19 protein-coding genes are annotated in these 18,863 nt (G+C 60.8%); 11 read left to right on the top strand and 8 right to left on the bottom strand.

The window, feature by feature from the left end; genetic code table 11:
• Positions 1-7: 7 nt before the first annotated feature.
• The 5 genes from AC1DYF_RS03835 to AC1DYF_RS03815 form a co-directional block, all read right to left on the bottom strand.
• A complete protein-coding gene (locus tag AC1DYF_RS03835; protein ID WP_477875346.1) occupies positions 8-868 on the bottom strand; it encodes a branched-chain amino acid ABC transporter permease in 861 nt (286 codons plus the stop codon).
• A gap of 15 nt (positions 869-883) precedes the next feature.
• On the bottom strand, positions 884-2,095 hold the full coding sequence (locus tag AC1DYF_RS03830; protein ID WP_477875345.1) for an amino acid ABC transporter substrate-binding protein: 1,212 nt from the start codon (positions 2,093-2,095) through the stop codon (positions 884-886).
• Positions 2,096-2,207: 112 nt separating this feature from the next.
• On the bottom strand, positions 2,208-2,747 hold the full coding sequence (locus tag AC1DYF_RS03825; protein WP_477875344.1) for a cupin domain-containing protein: 540 nt from the start codon (positions 2,745-2,747) through the stop codon (positions 2,208-2,210).
• A 62-nt stretch (positions 2,748-2,809) separates the two neighbouring features.
• Entirely contained in the window at positions 2,810-3,925 is a 1,116-nt protein-coding gene (locus AC1DYF_RS03820; protein WP_477875343.1) for an alcohol dehydrogenase catalytic domain-containing protein, read from the bottom strand.
• A 240-nt stretch (positions 3,926-4,165) separates the two neighbouring features.
• Positions 4,166-4,897: a GntR family transcriptional regulator gene (locus AC1DYF_RS03815; protein WP_477875342.1), complete on the bottom strand. Its 732-nt coding sequence runs from the start codon at positions 4,895-4,897 to the stop codon at positions 4,166-4,168.
• Positions 4,898-5,080: 183 nt separating this feature from the next.
• Between AC1DYF_RS03815 and AC1DYF_RS03810 the strand changes: the two genes are divergently transcribed.
• The 5 genes from AC1DYF_RS03810 (at position 5,081) to AC1DYF_RS03790 (ending at position 9,913) form a co-directional block, all read left to right on the top strand.
• On the top strand, positions 5,081-5,917 hold the full coding sequence (locus AC1DYF_RS03810) for a fumarylacetoacetate hydrolase family protein (protein WP_477875341.1): 837 nt from the start codon (positions 5,081-5,083) through the stop codon (positions 5,915-5,917).
• A gap of 110 nt (positions 5,918-6,027) precedes the next feature.
• On the top strand, positions 6,028-6,933 hold the full coding sequence (locus AC1DYF_RS03805) for a VOC family protein (RefSeq protein WP_477875340.1): 906 nt from the start codon (positions 6,028-6,030) through the stop codon (positions 6,931-6,933).
• An 18-nt stretch (positions 6,934-6,951) separates the two neighbouring features.
• On the top strand, positions 6,952-7,839 hold the full coding sequence (locus tag AC1DYF_RS03800; RefSeq protein WP_477875339.1) for an alpha/beta hydrolase: 888 nt from the start codon (positions 6,952-6,954) through the stop codon (positions 7,837-7,839).
• Positions 7,836-8,900 carry an Ldh family oxidoreductase gene (locus AC1DYF_RS03795; RefSeq protein WP_477875338.1) on the top strand — a complete coding sequence of 355 codons (1,065 nt, stop codon included), beginning with the start codon at positions 7,836-7,838 and terminating at the stop codon, positions 8,898-8,900. The genes AC1DYF_RS03800 and AC1DYF_RS03795 overlap by 4 nt, the downstream gene beginning before the upstream one ends.
• Positions 8,901-9,115: 215 nt before the next feature.
• On the top strand, positions 9,116-9,913 hold the full coding sequence (locus AC1DYF_RS03790) for a creatininase family protein (protein WP_477875337.1): 798 nt from the start codon (positions 9,116-9,118) through the stop codon (positions 9,911-9,913).
• On the opposite strand, the gene AC1DYF_RS03785 is transcribed toward AC1DYF_RS03790, so the two are convergent.
• Positions 9,901-10,845: a LysR family transcriptional regulator gene (locus AC1DYF_RS03785; RefSeq protein ID WP_477875336.1), complete on the bottom strand. Its 945-nt coding sequence runs from the start codon at positions 10,843-10,845 to the stop codon at positions 9,901-9,903. The two genes, AC1DYF_RS03790 and AC1DYF_RS03785, sit on opposite strands and share 13 nt — an antisense overlap.
• A gap of 183 nt (positions 10,846-11,028) precedes the next feature.
• Here AC1DYF_RS03785 and AC1DYF_RS03780 point away from each other — a divergent pair, with 183 nt between their 5' ends.
• The 6 genes from AC1DYF_RS03780 to AC1DYF_RS03755 all read left to right on the top strand — a co-directional run bounded on the left by AC1DYF_RS03780 (position 11,029) and on the right by AC1DYF_RS03755 (position 17,047).
• Positions 11,029-12,039: an ABC transporter substrate-binding protein gene (locus tag AC1DYF_RS03780; protein ID WP_477875335.1), complete on the top strand. Its 1,011-nt coding sequence runs from the start codon at positions 11,029-11,031 to the stop codon at positions 12,037-12,039.
• Between the two features lie 68 nt (positions 12,040-12,107).
• Entirely contained in the window at positions 12,108-12,923 is an 816-nt protein-coding gene (locus AC1DYF_RS03775) for an ABC transporter ATP-binding protein (RefSeq protein WP_477875334.1), read from the top strand.
• The gene (locus AC1DYF_RS03770) at positions 12,923-13,747 is read left to right on the top strand and encodes an ABC transporter permease (RefSeq protein ID WP_477875333.1); all 825 of its coding nucleotides are present in this window, start codon (positions 12,923-12,925) and stop codon (positions 13,745-13,747) included. Before AC1DYF_RS03775 ends, AC1DYF_RS03770 begins: the two co-directional genes overlap by 1 nt.
• Positions 13,747-15,057, top strand: a complete 1,311-nt coding sequence (locus tag AC1DYF_RS03765; RefSeq protein WP_477875332.1) for a cytosine deaminase — start codon at positions 13,747-13,749, stop codon at positions 15,055-15,057. The genes AC1DYF_RS03770 and AC1DYF_RS03765 overlap by 1 nt, the downstream gene beginning before the upstream one ends.
• A 2-nt stretch (positions 15,058-15,059) precedes the next feature.
• The gene (locus AC1DYF_RS03760; protein ID WP_477875331.1) at positions 15,060-16,466 is read left to right on the top strand and encodes an FAD-binding oxidoreductase; all 1,407 of its coding nucleotides are present in this window, start codon (positions 15,060-15,062) and stop codon (positions 16,464-16,466) included.
• A complete protein-coding gene (locus AC1DYF_RS03755; RefSeq protein WP_477875330.1) occupies positions 16,466-17,047 on the top strand; it encodes an NAD(P)H-dependent oxidoreductase in 582 nt (193 codons plus the stop codon). The genes AC1DYF_RS03760 and AC1DYF_RS03755 overlap by 1 nt, the downstream gene beginning before the upstream one ends.
• Before the next feature lie 109 nt (positions 17,048-17,156).
• Here AC1DYF_RS03755 and AC1DYF_RS03750 read toward each other — a convergent pair whose 3' ends face one another.
• Together AC1DYF_RS03750 and AC1DYF_RS03745 are read right to left on the bottom strand one after the other, a co-directional pair.
• A complete protein-coding gene (locus tag AC1DYF_RS03750) occupies positions 17,157-17,543 on the bottom strand; it encodes a RidA family protein (RefSeq protein ID WP_477875329.1) in 387 nt (128 codons plus the stop codon).
• Positions 17,544-17,679: 136 nt separating this feature from the next.
• A complete protein-coding gene (locus tag AC1DYF_RS03745) occupies positions 17,680-18,606 on the bottom strand; it encodes a LysR family transcriptional regulator (protein ID WP_477875328.1) in 927 nt (308 codons plus the stop codon).
• Between the last annotated feature and the right edge of the window lie 257 nt (positions 18,607-18,863).

Genomic DNA, 18,863 nt, shown 5'->3' with positions numbered 1-18,863 from the left:
GTGCGCCTCAACTGAAAAGCCCGTTCGGCCGCCAGAGCAGCACCGCGAGGAAAATGGCATAGGTTGTAGCGAGCGTCAGGCCGGGATCGACCGCCGCCGAGACACCGGCTTCGACCAGGCCCAGGATCAGGCCGGCAGCGATCGCGCCGGCGAGATTGCCGACGCCGCCCATGATCACCACGACCAGCGCCTTCATCGTCAGGAAGACGCCATCGGTGGGCGTGAACGGCTGATACATCGACAGGACCACGCCGCCGGCCGCGGCCAGCGCGCCGCCCAACGCGAAAGCGGCGCGTGCCTGCCGCTGGTTGTCGATACCCACGAGCGGCGCAAAGCCAGGCCGGGAAGCCACAGCGCGCATCGCCATGCCCCAGCGGGTTTTCCGCATCGCCAGATAGAGTGCACCGCCGATCGCCACCGCGAGCAGCGCGCCGACCAGACGGCCCGCCGAGATCTTGGTTCCGAGAATGTCGATGGGGATTTCGAGCCAGTTGTAACCCGTGAAGCCGCTGCCGAAGGACGATACGTAGACGCCCTGCAACAGGAACATCAGCCCGAAGCTCACCAGGATGGAGTCGACTTCCAGCCGCCCGGAGCCGCGCGACCGCTTTTCCAGCGGCCGCATGATAACAGTGTAGATGAGGTAGGATGCCAGATAACCCAGCGGCACGACGATCAGAAAGGCAAGGAACGGGTTCAAGCCGGCGGACGACACCGCAAGATAGGTCAGGAACGCGCCGCCGATCACCAGCTCGCCATAGGCCAGGTTCATGATGCGGGCGACGCCATATTGAATGGTCAGGCCAAGCGCCATGAGCGCGAAGGTTCCGCCGAGAACAAGACCGACGACGAGTGTGGTGATCAGCATCGAAAGTGCCCTCGCCTATGCCCAGGCGGGCTTCGGCACGACGGCCGGCAGCGCGCCCGGCCGGTCGGCCGGCGCTACGCCGACAAACACGCCGCCCTGCCATTGTCCGAGCAGCCAGAGATCCGTCATCCGATTCTCGGACAGCTTGATCGTGCCGATGATCGTGTCGAAGCTGCCGCTGGCGATCTCCTGCGTCACCGCATCGCGGTCGAGGCCGCGTCGCGCGATCGCCTGCTGCAAGATCTCCAGGCTGGAATAAATGACCGAACTCGCCCAATAGTCGGGTGGCGCGCCGATAAGCTTCTTATGCCGCTCGACATAGCCCTGCATTTCCTGCCGTGAAACGTCGATGCCGCCGAGGCTCATGACGCCTTCGACCTTGCCTTCGTTGATGTCGGAGAAAACCGGAAAGCTCGTGCCGACGCCGGTGTAGAAGATCTTCGGATTGTAGGAATTGAGCCGCGCCTGTTTGGTGATCGCGAACGTGTCCGGCGGATAGGACAGCGCCATGAAGATATCGGCGCCGGAACCGGCGGCCTCGTTGAGCAGCGAGGCGAAATCCTGCGTGCCGATCGGATAGGACTTGTCCATCACGATTTGCATGCCGGCTTCCGGAAGCTTGGCGCGCGCCTGCTTGACGAGTTCGATGCCGAAACCGTCGGCAACGGAGATGATGGCGACCTTTTTGTTGGTCGCATCACCGGCCGACAGGGTCACCGCTGCGAGCGCCGAGGCATAGTCGCCGGCAGACCCCAGGAACCAGAAGCTGCGCTTCCACTTGGCGTGGACATCGATCTCATCGGGAATGAGCGACGTTCCGATGAGCTGGGGATAGCCGAAGCGATCCATCAGCGGCGCAACCGCCAGATTGAACGCCGTCCCCCATGGCGACAGGATGAAGTCGACCTTGTCCTGCCGCGCGAGCCGCTCGATGCCGCGCACGACTTCTTCGGTTTGCGACCGATCGTCATAGGCGATGATCTCCAGCGGCAGGCGGCTTCCATCCGGCATCGCCAGGCCACCTGCCGCTTTGACATCCGCCGCCCACAACTCGTAATTCGGAATCGTCGTTGTGCCCGCACCCGGCGCGTTGACGCCGGTCTTGGAGACGATATAGCCGATCCGGACGGATGTCCGGCTCTCGGCGCGCGCCGGCAAACCCGCCGCCAGTGCAACGGCAGCGGAACCGGCCGCCACCAGCACATTTCGTCTTGTCAGTTCAACCATGATCTTCCTCCCTCGATCGCGATGACCATCCGTGGATTGATAGGCAAAATTCTCCTCACGCCGGCCCTGCTTGCCGCAGGGCCAGTCGAAATGCATTGCCGGCGAATGGGGTTTACTTCGCCTGCGCGCCGATCATGACGAAGGCGACCGTCGCCGACGCATTACCGGGATTGCGCCAAGCGTGGCGTGGTCCGTGCTGAACGAAGGTATCGCCGGCATTGAGGGTGACGGTGGCGCCATCATCCAGTTCCAGCACGATCTGTCCGTTTAGCACCACGCCGTAATCCAGCGTAGGCGTGGTGTGCATGCCGGGACTTTCCATCTCGAAGGTCTCGGCAATGCCGGGTGCTGCTGCCGCATGTTCCGGGCCGGCGAGATCGGGGCGAAAATCCGGCGACATCATCACGGCATCGGGCGGAAACGTCACAACCAGGAACGTAGAGCCGCCGGCCGGATGCAGCAGCGTTCCATTGACGGCCATCGGATCGTTGCCGTCATGCGGCAGCGACGGCACGTTTGCAACGGTCCAGATCGGAGCCGCGACGAAGCCCGGCGTATGCTTGAGCGCCATCTCCCGGGGCGAAACCCCATCGCTGACGACCACCGATTTGCCGGCGGCATTCTTAGCAGTCACAACACGTCTGAAAGTCATGATGTCCTCCCACATGACAGAATGTTCGGGCAGCCCGCGCTGGTCACGCGGGGGCAAGCAGATCAAGGATAGATCACGTAATTCGAGAAACCGCCATGCCGCTGGGCAATGCCTGATATCGCCGTGTTGACCTCCGCAAGCGGGTAGCCATGGGTTTCCAATATTGAGAGGTCGGCGACGCCGGATGCGACCATATCGGCCATTTCCTGGCCTTCGAGCGTGGTGAACCATGCCGAACCGTAGAGCCGCTGATTGTGGTCCATCAGCCAGTGCACATCGAGCGCCACCGGGCCGGCAACGGCGCCGACATCGACGCCGATACCGCCGCGGCGCATGCCCCGCAGTCCTTGCAGGAAGGTTTCGTGCTTGGCACCCGGACCCAGGCAATCGATGAAGGCATCCGCGCCTTCGCCGTCGGTATGCGCCAGAGCGAAATCGGTGACGGAGCCGTCATCGATGGAGAAAACCTCGAAACGGTTCGGCGCCAGCGCCTTGATTTCTTCTAGAAGGTTCTTGTCGCGGCCCGTGCCGAGGATTTTGTTGACGCCCATGGCCAGGCCGAAGATCGCAGCGCCGATCCCGAGCGTGCCGCTGATGCCGTTGACGAGGATCGTGTCTCCCGGACCGGCATTGACTTTCTTCAGCGCCGAATAGGCCGTACCGAGATAGCCGAGGCGGGCAGCCTGATCAAAGCTCATATTGTCGGGAACTTTTACGATCGCCGAGGCCGGAGCCACCATATATTCGCTCAGGCCGCCGATCGGATAATCGGCAAAAGTCTGCATCGCATCGGTGCTGAAGCCGAAATAGCCCTGAAAGGCATAGTGCTTGCAGGAAATGCTATCGCCACGGCGGCAATGGCGGCAGGTGCCGCAGCTGCGGCCCGGATTGACATAGACCCGATCGCCGGCTTTCAGGCCATGCACCTGGCGGCCGACCGCCGCGATTTCGCCGGCGGGATCGAGGCCGAAGACGGCGGGCAGAGGCGGCAATGGCATATGCGGGAACCAGGTCGTCCAATTGGCGAGAATATTGCCGAGATTGGGAACGATGCCGCAGGCCTTGACGCGAACCAGCACATCCATATCGCCCGGCTTGGGCGTGGGCAGCGTTTCAATCTTGAGCTCGCCGCCGACCCTGTGCATGCGCGCAGCCGTCATTGTCTCCGGGATAGTCATGAATTCTTCCTCCACTACGAATTTTCCGGCCCTTCGACCGGGCCGATCCTCCATCGTGAAGACTACCTACTCCAAGAATTTCGAAAATTCAAGCGATTTCGTAAAAAATGGATTTCGTCTGATATTTGACATGTTGGGCGCAGCAAGCCGCACACCGAAAAATCGGCATAATTGAAGCCGAGTACCAACAATGATTTCTCTTTGCGGAAGAGTCCGTGGCTGCGGACGATGCGGCGCGCGCTATTCGGCCGCGTCAGCGACCGCGCGCTTTCTGGCCTTGGTTGCGGCCTTGGCATCCTCGAAAAGATGGCCGGCATGCTCGATGACATTTTCGCTGGTTTCGCGAATATGCCTGTCGATCAGGCGCAACGCCTTCTCTTCATCGCGCGCCAGCGCGGCGTCGGCGATCTGCTTGTGCTCGACGTCCTTTTCACGCCATTTCGGCCGGAACTGCGACGACATGCGGCGATAGCGATGAGCCCGTTCGAAAAGCTTAGATCGGATTTCCAGCAGCACCGGGGAGCCGCAGGCCGAGACGAGCGAATAATGGAATTCACCGTGCACGCCGGTCCATTCCTCTGACAGGTAGTATTCCCGCCCGAGCCGCTGCTGCAGCTTGTCCATGCGGTGGAATGTCGAGAGGATATTGGCCTCCCAGCGGTCGTCCCCCTTGCGGATGGACTTCGACAGGGCCTCGCGCTCGATCAGGACCCGCACATCGGTCAAATCGTTGAGATCGGCGATCGAGACGGGCGCCACAATGAATCCGCGCTGGCCCTCCGATATGACCAGATTCTCGGCCGCCAAGCGCGACAATGCCTCGCGCAACGTCGAGAAGCTGACCGCATACTTGGTTTTGAGGCTCTCGAAGCGAAGCTTTTCGCCCGGCCTGAGATCGCAGTTGATGATATCCAGCCGCATCCGCTGGAGGACATCGCCAGCTCTCGTTTCGCTGCCAAGCTTCTGTTCCAAACCTGCCTCCCGGGATAGACGTGCAAACGGGCCGGAACCCACCGGCTTTCAGGTCACTACAAAAATTTTCGAAAAAAATCAACTTTCTGATCTTCTCTACAAATTTTTCCCGCTGTGCGCTTGCCACTCGAGCGGCTCATTGTTTACGATAATATCATAAATTTCGAAATTATGGGAGGTGTCATGCGCTATTTAAGCTATATCCGCCAGGGCATGGCCGGCTACGGCTGCCTTGTCGGCGATGGAATATGCGATCTCGGCAAGCAGAGCGGGTTGCCGGATCTGAAAGCCTATATCGCCCACCATTTCGAGACCCTTGGCGCCGAGCGTGACGCCACGCCTGACTACCCGCTTTCCGATATCAGCTATCTGCCGGTGATTCCCAATCCGGACAAGGTTCTTTGCGTCGCCACCAATTACCGCGAAACCGACGAGGCGACCTCCGACACGGCGGAATATCCTATCGTGTTCACGCGGTTCGGCATATCGCAGACCGGACATGACGAACCGCTTCTGAAGCCCGAACTCTCCGACCGATTCGACTACGAGGGCGAGCTTGCGGTGATCATCGGCAGGCCGGGGCACAGGATTGCCGAAGCGGATGCCTTGCGCCACGTCGCCGGCTACAGCTGCTTCAATGACGGCAGCGTGCGCGACTGGCAGAAACATTCCTCACAGTTCACGCCCGGCAAGAATTTCATCCGCACAGCCGGATTTGGCCCCTGGATGGTTTCCGCCGACACCCTCCCCCTCCCCCTCGCCATCGATCTGTTAACGAGGGTGAACGGCGAAGTACGGCAAAGCACCAATACCAGACGCATGATATTTTCCATCCCCTGGCTCATTTCCTATCTCAGCCAGTTCACCGCGCTGGAGCCGGGAGATGTCATCGTCACAGGCACGCCCAAGGGTTTTGGATCGAGCCTGCAGCCGCCGCGATTCCTCACGGTCGGCGATGTGGTCGAAGTGGAGATCGAAGGGGTCGGATTGCTGCGCAATAGCGTCGGTGCGGCCACCTGAGATAATTTCGATAAAAACAAAATTTTCGAAATATATTGCCACCGTCCGCGATCTGTCGTATCTAAGCTCACCGAATTGCCCAAGCGGCACTCAATTTATGGGAGGAACTGATGACGCACATCGTGCATGCCGTCGGCCATATGAAGGTCAATGTTGTCGATCCGGACGCGGTTATTCGCGACGCGACCGAGATCCTCGGTCTGCAAGTCACCCACCGCGGCGACGGGCAGACCTGGCTGAGCTCCAATGGGCGCGCTGCCGAGCTTGTCCTCGTCCATTCCGAGGAAAATTCTGCCCATACGATCGGGCTGGAAGCACTGACGCCGGATCTGGTGGCGGAAGCCGCCTCGCGCATCGAGGCAGCCGGCTGCAAAATCCTGTCACGCGCGCCGAGCATGGACTGCATTGCCGCCGGCGTCACCTTTGCGACGCCGGAAGGCCTGCGCTTCGAAATTCATTCGCCGATCCGCAACGTCACCTATGGCCGCCGCTATCCGACCAAGGGCGTCGGCCCCAACCGCATCGACCACATCAACCTGATCACGCCCGATCCTGCCGCCACGCGCAGCCAGATGGAAGCGATCGGCGGCATGAAGCTGTCGGAGCGGATGATCAATGACGGTTTGAGCTGGATGTATGGCGGCAATCGCCAGCACCATGTTCTCGGACTGGTCCTCGGCACGGCTCCGGGCCTGCACCATGTGTCGTTCGAATTCCTGGAATTCAATCAGTATCTGCGTCTGGGCGACATTCTCGACACGTTCGACAAGCAGCTGATGTGGGGACCCGGCCGCCATCGTCCCGGCGACAATACCTATGCTTACTATACCGATGCCAGCGGCATGATGATCGAATGCTCCGGTGTCATGGCCCACATCGCCGACGATGCCGATTTCACGCCCCGCGTCATCACCAATCTGGAACGCCCCGGCAATGTCCGCGACATGAATGTCTGGGGCACGCCGGCGCCCGTCGAGTGGCGCGAATATTTCCACCCCTTCACCAAGATCGACTGACAGCGACAGGCGAACGACATGCAGCAGAAACTGACATTCCTTTCCGATGGATTGAAACTCTCCGCCGTCCTGCACGTTCCGGATGGGCGCAAGCCGGGCCAGAAACTGCCGGCCTTCATCGTCTGCCACGGCTTCGTTGGCTCAAAGGATGAAAGCCACGCCCAGATCCAGGCCGAGATGATGGAAGCCTTCGGCTATATTGCCTTGCGCTTCGATTTCCGCTCCTGCGGCGAAAGCGAGGGCGAGCGTGCCCAGGTGCGCTGCTTCGACCAGGTGGCGGATGCCAAGAATGCGCTGACCTTTCTTGCCGGACGCGAGGAAGTCGATCCCAGGCGGATCGGCATTACCGGTCACAGTTTTGGCGCTGCGGTTTCGGTCTATGCGGCCGGTGTCGACGAGCGCTTCGCCTGCTGCCTCTCCTCTTGCGGTTGGGGCAATGGCGAGCGCAAATTCCGCGGCCAGCACCCCACACCGGATGCCTGGGGAAAATTCACCGGCATTCTGGAAAATGGCCGCAAGCACAAGCAGGAAACCGGCGAAAGCCTGTGGATGTCACGCTTCGACGCAGTGCCTATCCCCGAACATCTGCGTAAGAATCTCTCGCCCAAGGCTATCATGGAGATCCCGGTCGAAACTGCCTGGTCGATGTATAATTTCCGTGCCGACGATGTCGTCGCCAATATCGCGCCACGCCCCCTGCTCCTGTTCCACACGGCCAATGACATCATCACCCCCACCGTGGAATCGATCCGCATGTTCGAAAAGGCCGGACAGCCGACCGAACTGATGCTGATCGACACGACCGCGCATTTTCCGCTGGCGCCGGGTGACGCGCCGCGCACCAAGGCCATGCTCAAGGGCTGGCTCGATAAGTTCTTCCCCTCTCCGCTCGGCGCTGCGTCATGAGTGATGGCAGCGGAAAGACGATGATTGCCAAGGACGCGCTGGAAACCTTTGCGGCAGCGCTCCTCGAAGCCGGCGGTTTTCGGCCGGACTACGCCCGACAGACCGCCGAACTCCTGGTCTGGGCCAATCTGCGCGGTGCCGAGTCCCATGGCGTCCTGCGTATTCCCCGTTATGTCGAAATGGTCGAACAGGGGATCGTCAACGGTCGCGCGGAGCCGAAATTCGCCCGGCAATTCGGCGCGATCGCCGTGATCGAGGGCGATCGGGTGCCTGGCGCCTCCGGCATGATCATGACCAGCGACCATGCCGTGGCGCTGGCCGGGCAATTCGGCATCGGTCTTTGCTCGATCATGCATACGAGCCATGCCGGAGCGGTGGGCTATTTCGCCGAACGCGTGACCAGAAGCGGCAAGATCGGCCTGGTCATGTCGGCGTCCAAGCCGCTGATGGTCTATCACGGATCGCGCACGGAGGGCGTCTCCACCAATCCGCTTGCAATCGGCGTACCGGCAGATGATCCGGACCGCCCCATCCTTCTCGACATGTCAACGGCCGCGGTGGCGCTCGGCAAGATCTTGGCTGCCAAGGATGCCGGCAAGCCTATACCCCAAGACTGGGCCGTGGACGCCAACGGCGTGGCCACGACGGACCCGGCCAAGGTCAAGGCCGTACTGCCGATGGCCGGGCCTAAGGGATCGGGCCTGTCATTGATGATCGAGATTCTGGTGAGCGTGTTGGGCGGCAATCCGCTGATTTCCAGGGCGCTGTTGGAAAAGCAGGATGCCGGCTTCAACGGACTCGTCGTGGCGATTGATCCGATGGCCTTTGGCCTGGAAAAGGCGTTTGGCGACGAAGTCGAGCAGCTCGCCCACGCGATCCGGTCGCTGCCGCCAGCAGACGATGCAGAGCAGATTTGGCTGCCGGGGGAACGCGGATATAAGGAGTCCTTGGGACGGCTCGCGAGAGGGATACCAATCGCGCCGGGCACTGTCGACCGCCTCATCAAGGAAGCGGGCAAGCGCCAGGTTCCGGTCCCGGATGAATTCCACGGGCATCACTGATCAGCGGACAGTCCACGTCGAGAGTCCGCAAAAGCCCAACATCTGAGACCAGTTCAATCCGCAGCTGTCCAGGCGATCATGTCTCAGCAGGAGCTAAATGCCGGGGGCTATACCCCGCACGCAAAAAGGCATCGATGCGGGCGGAAATTGATGCTTTTCGCGCGCATGCTTTTTGCCTATCCGAAGCAAGGAGCATCGCAAGTGGAGCATCGGCAATGGGCAAACCTTTCTTCTGGAACGAATTGACCAGCCCCGAATTTGCCTTGCTCGATGCCGACAAGACCATCGCCGTGCTGCCGATCGCCTCGACGGAGCAGCATGGCCCGCATCTGCCGATCTCGACGGATGTCAGCATCGCCAATGGCATGCTTGCCGAGGTCCGCAAGCATCTCCCCGACCATCTCGACATCCTGGTCCTGCCGACACAGGAGATCGGCAAGGCCAACGAGCACATTTATGGGCCGGGCACGCTATCGCTCGGCGCCGACATCCTGATACCGGCCTGGACTGCGATCGGCCAGAAAGTGTCGGAAGCCGGCATCCGCAAGATGGTGATCGTCAATTCGCATGGCGGCAATCTCGACATCATGAGCATTGTCGCCCGCGAACTGCGCGTGCGCTTCAACATGGCGGTCGTGTCGACGCAATGGGCTCGTTTCGGCCATCCCGAGGGCATGATCAGCGCCCACGAATCGGCTTACGGCATCCATGGCGGCGAGGTGGAAACCTCGATGATGCTGTATTTCCGGCCCGACCTGGTCCATATGGACCGCGCCAGGAATTTCCGCTCGAAGGCCGAGTGGATGAAGGAGAACACGACGTTTCTCCAGCCGCTGCCGCCGCACTCGCTGGCATGGATCGCCCATGACCTCAATCCGGACGGCGTGGTCGGCGATGCGGCAAGCGCCACGGTGGAAAAGGGCGAACTGATTGCGGCCCATCAGGCCAGGGGCTTTATCGACCTGATCGAGGATATCAGCAACTATCCCCTCTCCAACCTCTATTCGCGCTGATCTGCCGGGACCGCCGGCCGCCCCTCCACTTCGCGAACAATCTCCACCAGCTCCCCGAGCAGGAATTCGACGAACACACTGGTTGCGGCGTCAAGCGGCGCGCGGGCGCGGGTGAAAAGTTTCATCGGCTGGTGCCGGACATAGGGGTCGGCGAGCGGCCGGTAGACGAGTTCCCCGCGCCGGCATTCACTCAGCACATCCAGCGGATTGAGCAGCGACAGTCCCGTCCCCAGCTTGACCAGTTGCTTGAGCATTTCCGACGAATTGGTCTCCAGGATCGGCTCGATCGGAACCGGCAACGGCGCCAGCGCCAGGTTGATCACCTCGCGCAGACTGGTGCCCGGCTGCGCGAGTACCAAAGGCTCCTCGATTATTTCGGTCAAACTGATGCGGTCCTGCGCCACCAGCCGATGTCCCGGTGGCAGCACGGCGCCAAGCGGCACGTCGAAATTGGCAAGCGTGCGGATGCCCGGCGTCGCCGGTATGTTGAAGCCCAGCCCAATATCCACCTCGCCTGAAACCACCGGCTGGATCGTCGTCGAGCCACCGTCGTTTCTGAGCGCAATGCGGACGCGCGGATGCGCTTCAATGAAACGGGCGAAGATTTCCGGCAGCGGCCCGGCCGCGAGACCCACCGTCGCCACCATCGACACCTTGCCGGCCTGCGGCATTTTCAGTCCGCGGATGCGGCCTTCCAGCCGCTCATAGTTCTTCAGCACGTCACGGATATGCTCGATGCAGAGTTCACCGGCGGCGGTGAGCCGCAACCCTCTTGGCAGGCGCTCGAAGATCGGTGTGCCAAGCTCCTCCTCCAGCGCGAGAATTTGCCGGTTGACGGCGGATGAGGCGACGTTGAGCCGTGCCGACGCCTTGCGGATAGAGCCGCAGCGGGCAATTTCGTTGATGTAGAGGAGCTTGCGTGAGTGCAGCATCCGACTATCCGCTGCCAAATCATTAGGCGTCATGCCCGTTTGGCGGCTTTTTCGCCGACCATTGCCAAAAAGGCATCATTGCGCACGAAATTTGATGCTTTTCAAGGCGCAATACAAGCGCTCAATTGCTCCAGCGGGACGTCGATAGCGGTGTTCCGGCGCTATAGAGGGGAACGACGCAAAATGCGCAACCTGTTGAAATGCAACGCGATGCTGGCACTCTTCGGCCTGGGGCTGGCATTCGGCTCGCATGCCATGGCTGCCGACGAGGTCAAATTCGGCACCAACTGGCTGGCCGAGGCCGAGCATGGCGGCTTCTACCAGGCCGTCGCCGACGGCACTTACGAGAAATATGGCCTGAAGGTCACGATCGTCCAGGGCGGACCGAACGCGGCCAACAGCGCATTGCTGATTGCCGGCAAGATCGACTTCTACATGGGCGGTCCCATGGAAGAAATCTCTGCCGTCGAGGGGGGCATTCCGATCGTCGACGTCGCCGCGATCTTCCAGAAGGATCCGCAGGTGCTGATCGCCCATCCCGACCAGGGAATCGAAAAGTTCGAGGATCTCGCCAAGCTGCCGACGCTGTTTCTCTCCAAGGACGGCTACATCACCTATTTCGAATGGATGAAAGCCAATTTCAAAGGTTTTCGTGACGACCAGTACAAGCCCTACAATTTCAGTCCTGCTCCCTTCCTCGCCGATGCCAAATCGGGCCAGCAGGGCTACCTGACCTCGGAGCCCTATGAAATCGAGAAACAGGCGGGCTGGAAGCCAAAAGTCTTCCTGATCGCCGATGCCGGCTACTCGCCCTATTCGACGATGATCACCACCCAGTCCTCGACCGTCGCCAAGAACCCGGACCTGGTGCAGCGCTTTGTCGATGCCTCGCTTATCGGCTGGTACAATTACCTCTACGGCGACAACAAGGCGGCCAACGATCTGATCAAGAAGGACAATCCGGACATGACCGACGGCCAGATCGCCTATTCCATCGCCAAGATCAAGGAATATGGCATCGTCGACTCCGGCGACACGCTGACGCAGGGCATCGGCTGCATGACCGAGGCGCATTACAAGAAGTTCTTCGACGAAATGGTGGCGATCAAGGTGTTCAAGGCCGACACGGATTTCAAGAAGGCCTTCGATGCCAAGTTCGTCTGCAAGGCCGTCGGCCTGACGTTGAAGAAATGACGATCGCCATCGACATGACGTCCCGCCCAGGCGGGACGGATATCCCCTTGCTCAGGGCTTCGCATAGCATGGATGAACCGCAACAGGCCGAGCCCCAGGCGCGAACCAGCAAACCGCTGGTGACCATGACAGCGGTCTCCAAGACCTTCTCCAGCGGCACGATTGCGTTGAGCGACATGTCGCTGGTGGTGCGCCCCGGCGAATTCGTCAGCCTGCTCGGACCGTCGGGATGTGGCAAGTCGACGGCGCTGAGGATCATTGCTGGCCTTGGTGGAGTCACGTCCGGCCAGATCGATTGGCCGAGCTCGCGCATTTCCAGCAAAGGCCTGCCTGAGGGCGATATCAGCTTCGTCTTCCAGGAGCCGACGCTGCTGCCCTGGCAGACGGTGTTCGGCAATGTTTACCTGCCGCTCCGCCTGCGCGGCATGCCGAAGACCGCGGCGCGACCGATGATCGCCGAGGCGCTGGCGACGGTCGGTCTCTTCGATTTTGCCAATGCCTATCCGCGCGAACTCTCCGGCGGGATGAAGATGCGCGTCTCCATCGCCCGCGCGCTGGTCACCAAGCCGAAACTGCTGCTGATGGACGAGCCCTTTGCGGCACTCGATGAGATCACTCGCCAAAAACTCAACGACGATGTGCTGGCACTGTGGAAAACCACCGGGATCGGCGTGATCTTCGTCACGCACTCAGTGTTCGAATCCGCTTACCTTTCGACCCGCGTCGTGGTGATGAAGGCCAGGCCGGGCCGTGTCCATGCGGATTTCGAGCTTGAACGCGTCGAGGAGAAAACCGCCCATTACCGAACGTCGGAGAGCTATCGCCTGACCTGCGAGCGCGTATCGCGTTCGTTGATGGAAGCGATGGGCGGAGAGGAGCATTGATGGCTGGCCGGCAGACAGCGTCGTTGGAGGATATGCGGCGCAATGAATTGATGCTCAGGATCGTCATCCCGATCCTTGTGGTCGTCGCACTGGTGGCCGTCTGGGCCTTTGCGGTCTGGTTCAGCGACACTCCGGATTATTTCGTGCCGAGCCCCTGGGCCGTCGCCAAGGCGCTGGTCAGCGATTGGGGCATCCTCTTCCCCGCATTCCTGGTCACCGCGCGGATCACTTTCATCGCTCTCCTCCTGGCACTGCTGGGCGGCGTCGCCATGGCAATATTCCTGGTTCAGTCGCGCTGGATCGAGCTTGCCTTCTATCCCATCACGGTCATTTTGCAGGTGACGCCGATCGTGGCGATTTCGCCGCTGATCCTCGTCTATGCGCCGACGACACAGGTGGCCCTGCTGATCTGTGCCTTCCTCGTAGCCTTCTTTCCGATCCTGTCGAATATGGTGACGGGATTGAAAAGCGTCGACCATAACCTCCTCAATCTCTTCGAACTTTATGGCGCAAGCCCGATGCAGACGCTCCTCTATCTGAAGATCCCGGCCGCGCAGCCCTATTTCATGACCGGGCTGAGGATCGGCGGTGGTCTAGCGCTGATTGCTGCCGTGGTCGCCGAATTCGCCGCAGGCTCTGCCGGCGCCGGTTCGGGCCTGGCCTTCCGCCTGATCGAGGCCAATTTCCGCATGAAGATACCGCGCCTGTTTGCGGCGCTGCTGATGCTCTCGGTGCTCGGCGTGCTGATCTTTGCGGCAACGAGTTTCATTTCCTGGCTGGTGCTGCACCGCTGGCATGAGAGCAGCGTCAAGAGGGAAAACTGATGGTTTCGGCATCCACGACGCCATCCGGTGACCGTTATGTCCTGACCAATGCCACCGTCCCATCGGTGCTGCTCGCCGATCCCGTCGGCTCGGGCATTGAAGGCCTGGTGAGCGTCGATATCCTGGTCAGCGACGGCAAGATCGAAACGATCACCGCCGCCGGCGCAGGCCCTTCCGATGCTACCATCTTCGACCTGCGCAACGGCATGGTCTGGCCCTGCTTCACCGATATGCACACGCATATCGACAAGGGCCATATCTGGCCGCGCAAGGCCAATCCGGACGGCACGTTCATAGGTGCGCTCGAAGCCGTCGGCACCGACCGTGAGGCCCGCTGGTCGGCCGAGGACGTGGCGAAACGCATGGATTTCTCGCTCCGTTCGGCCTATGCGCACGGCACGCATCTGCTCCGCACCCATCTCGACAGCATTGCGCCGCAGCACCGCATCTCCTTCGAAGTCTTCGACTCCCTGCGCGAAACCTGGAAAGACAGGATCGCGCTGCAGGCAGTGGCGCTCTTCCCGCTCGATCTGATGGTTGACCAGGCCTATTTCGACGACCTGGTTTCGGTCGTGGCCCGGCATGCAGGGCTGCTGGGCGGCGTACCGAAAATGAACCCCGACCTTGCCAGCCAGCTCGACAGCCTCTTCCGCGCCGCCGCCGACCACGGCCTCAACATCGATCTGCATGTCGACGAAACCGACGACAAGCAGGCCCGCACGCTGGAGGCAATCGCCGAGGCCAAGTTGCGCAACCGCTTCGAAGGCACCGTCACCGTCGGCCATTGCTGCTCGCTCGCGCGGCAGGACGAAGCCGATGCCGGGGAAATCGTCGGAAAGGTGGCTGAGGCGAACCTCTCCGTCGTGTCGCTGCCGATGTGCAACATGTATCTGCAGGACCGCTATCCCGGCCGTACCCCACGCTGGCGCGGCGTGACGCTGTTCAAGGAGCTGGCCGCGGCCGGCGTAGCGACCGCCGTATCCTCCGACAATACCCGCGATCCGTTCTATGCCTATGGCGATCTCGACGCGGTGGAGGTCTTTCGCGAGGCAGTGCGCATCCTGCATCTCGACCACCCGCTGGACGATGCCGCGCGTGTCGTAACCGCAACGCCGGCATCGATCCTCGGCCGGCCGGAGCTCGGCCGCATCGCCGCCGGCCAGCCGGCCGACCTCGTTCTGTTCAGCGCCCGTCGCTGGACCGAATTCCTGTCGCGGCCACAATCCGATAGGATTGTCTTGCGCCGAGGGGCCGCGATCGACCGCGCCCTGCCCGACTATCGCGAACTCGACGACATCATGGGAAGCTGACAATGCCCGACTACCAGAAGATCAAAAGAGAACTTGAAGGCATTGCGATCGAGGATCATCCGGGCCTGGTCAAGCAGAAGAGCCGTGACTTCTACTGGTATTCGCCGGTGCTCAAGGCGCAGCTCGACAATGTTACCGCCGATCTCGTCGTTTCGCCCATAAGCGAAGAGGAGGTGATCCGCACGCTACGGGTCGCCTTCGCCCATGACGTGCCGGTCACGCCGCGCGGCGCCGGCACCGGCAATTACGGCCAAGCCATGCCGCTTTCGGGCGGCATCGTGCTCAACCTCGCCAATATGAACAAGGTGAAGGAGATCGCGCCGGGGCGCGTGGTCTCGGAGCCGGGAGTGATCATCGCCGATCTCGACCGCCAGACTGCGGCACATTCCGGCCAGGAGCTGCGCTTCCATCCCTCGACCGCGCAGACGGCGACGATCGGCGGTTTCATTGCCGGCGGTTCCGGCGGCGTCGGTTCGATCACCTGGGGCGGGCTGCGCGACCTCGGCAATATCCTGCGGCTGCGCGTCGTCACCATGGAGGCCGAGCCGCGCGTGCTCGATCTCACCGGCCGCGACCTGCAGAAGGTCAGCCACGCCTATGGCACGAACGGCATCATCACCGAAGTCGAGATGCCCCTGGCGCCTGCCTATGACTGGGTCGACGTTCTCGTCGGCTTCGACGACTTTATGGACGCCGTGCGCTTCTCCGACGCGCTGGCGCATGAAAACGGCATTCTCACCAAGGAGATCGCGCCGATCGCGGCACCCATTCCGCACCTCTATTTCCCGCGCCACAAACCGTGGATCAGGCAAGGTCAGTCCATCGTGGCGCTGATGATCGCACCCTTTGCCATGGACCCGTTCGAGGCCTTCTGCCGCAGTCACAAGGCGGAGATCACCTTCCGCTCCGACAAGGTCGAGAGCATGAAGGGCATTCCGCACGCCTATGAGCTCGCCTGGAACCATACGACATTGCGCGCCATCAAGGTCGAGCCGAGCTTCACCTATCTCCAGGTCCAATATCCCGGCCCCGACCATGTCGAGCGCGTCCGCAGGATGACGGAGATTTTCGGCGACGAAGTGCCCGGTCATCTCGAATTCATCAAGTTCAACGGTGCGATCCAATGTGCCGGACTGCCTCTGGTGCGCTATACGACGGAGGCCCGGCTGGAGGAGATCATTCGCATCCACGAGGACAATGGCTGCCACATTTTCAATCCTCACCGCTACACGCTCGAAGAAGGCGGCATGAAGCGCACGGACGCGGTGCAGCTCGCCTTCAAACACGAGACCGATCCCAAAGGCCTGCTCAATCCCGGCAAGATGATCGCCTGGGAAAATCCGAATTTCGATTTCAAATCCGGCAAGACCTATCTTTTCCCCGGATTGGAAGAACTGGGGGCGGCCTGATGCGCGTGCTTCTCCTGCACTCCCATCCGGTCGAATCGAGCTACGGCGCCGCTCTTCACAAACTCACGCGCGAAAGCCTGGCAAAGGCCGGCCATGACGTCGACGACTGCAATCTCTATGCTGAAGGTTTTGATCCCGTCATGTCGCGCCACGACAGGATCGTCTACCACGACTATCCGGAGAACACGAAGCTGGTCGGCAGCTATTGTGACCGGCTGAACGCGGCCGAGGCGTTGGTGATCGTCACGCCGGTGTGGAATTTCGGTTTCCCGGCCATGCTCAAGGGTTATTTCGACCGGGTCTGGCTGCCAGGCGTTTCCTTCGAACTGGTCGACGGCAAGGTCCAATCGCGGCTGAGGCATATCCGCAAGCTGGGCGCAGTGCTGACCTATGGCGCGACACCCTTCCGCGCCTGGGTGGCGGGCAATCCGCCCAAGAAGATCATCAAGCGGGTGATCCGTGCCCAGATCAGCCTGACCGCATCGGTCACATTCCTCGCCCATTACAACATGAACCAGGCGACGCAGCAGACGCGCGAACAATTCCTGGAAAAGGTGAAGACTTCTATGGAGCGTTTCTGAACGCTACTAAGCAGACTTTCGTTGGCAAGCCAACGATTCACCCGCTTAGTTCTTTTGTTTTGTCGCAGGTTCCTGTCGGAAAACCGCGGGGCACTTTTCCGGAACCTGCTTAGGCCTTCACCGCCGTCACCTCGACCTCGACCAGAAATTCCGGGCGGGTGAAGCCGCTGACGATGATCAGCGTCGATACCGGCAGCGGCGCTTTCGTGTAGCGGTCCCGTACGGCCATGTAGACCGGGAAATCCTCGCGTTTCGTAACGAACCCGGCAATGCGGATCACGTCTTCGAAGCCCATCTGCGCTTCTTCGAGGATTGCACGGATCGCTTCGAAGCAGAGCACCGCCTGTTGCTCCATGGTTTCCGGCACGGCATCGTCGAGACCGATTCCGAGCTGACCCGATGTGACGAGAAGCCGGCCGCCCCGCGGCACGACAAGACCGTGATTATAGTTGCCGAAGGGGCGACGGACAGCTTTGGGGTTGATCGGCGTTTTCATTTTGATCGCGTGCTCACAGGGACATCGGCCAGCAAGCTACTTGCTGGCGGCAGCGAAATCCAGCGCGGAAGATGCGATCGGGAGGCGCATTTATCAGCAACGGGCTTCCGAAACGCGCCAGGAGCTCTCCACGGACTTACTCGATGTCGATTTTCTTCGACGATGTACTCGGCAGGCCGAAAGCCTGCTGGAAATAGCTGCGGAAGGCCAGCATGGCCGGGGTGAAGACGGAGCCCGCCCGCCAGGCAAGGCCGACATCCATCGGCGGAACCGGATCCTGGATATTGATGGTTTCGATCCGCCGTCCTTCGAGCGACCATGGACGGTGCACCATGTCCGACAGGATCGCGACACCCTGGTTGTTGGCCACCATGGATCGTACGGCTTCCACCGAGGAGGTGCGGAGAATGACATTGGGCTGATAGGTCGTCTTGCTCCAGTATTTCAGCGACGATTGCGCGGCCTCGTCGACGGTGAGCATGATATAAGGCTCCTGCGCCACCTCCCGCAGCCCGACCCCGTCGCGCCGCAGAAGAGGATGGTGGGCCGGCACCCAGAGCCTCCGGACGGAGCTCAGAAGCGTTTCCGTGGTCAGCATCGGGTTGAGGATGTTGGAGGTGAGAAGCACCGACAGGTCGTATCTGTTGGTCAGCAGGCCTTCCTCGATCGACTCGCGATTGACCTCGTAGAGCTGGACCCTGAGCTTGGGGAACAGCCGTCGCATCCGTTCGACATGCATGGGCAGGAAATAGCCGATGACGGTGTAGGTCGCGGCGACGACGAGCTCCCCTTCGACATCGCTATCGATGAAATTGATGTGCAGCGCTTCATCGATCTTCGCCAGGATCTCATAGGCATGGGCGAGAAACTGCCGCCCCGAAGACGTCAGTTCCATGCCGTGCGGCGAGCGATTGAAGAGCGGCACGCCGACGATCTGCTCGAGATCCTTGATCGCAGCGGTGATCGCCGACTGCGAAATATTCTGATTGACCGCCGCAAGCGAAACTTGCGCATATTCCGCCGTCGCAACGAAGTAGCGCAGCTGCCTCACACTGAAACTCATCCGACCTCATCCCTCCCGCCATAAGTTAATCAGAATTATCCTCAGAAAATGTGAAACTGCTTGCCTAAATAGGCGGCGGCCAGCGACTAATTTTTCCACATTCCGAAAATCTCATTGTTTTTGCTAGGTAATCACAAAGGCCGTTTTGAATTTCTGTATCAATTTTTCAGATAATATGACGCAGAATAATCTATTTTTCAAATGCAAAATTCCGCCCTAGCGTAGCCTCACGAGATGCGGACGGACAGGAAGAGGCA

The sequence above is a fragment of the Rhizobium sp. P2_G9 genome, from assembly GCF_056403475.1.
The sequence above is the reverse complement of the archived record's forward strand: the minus strand, read 5'-3'. Positions and strand labels throughout refer to the sequence as shown.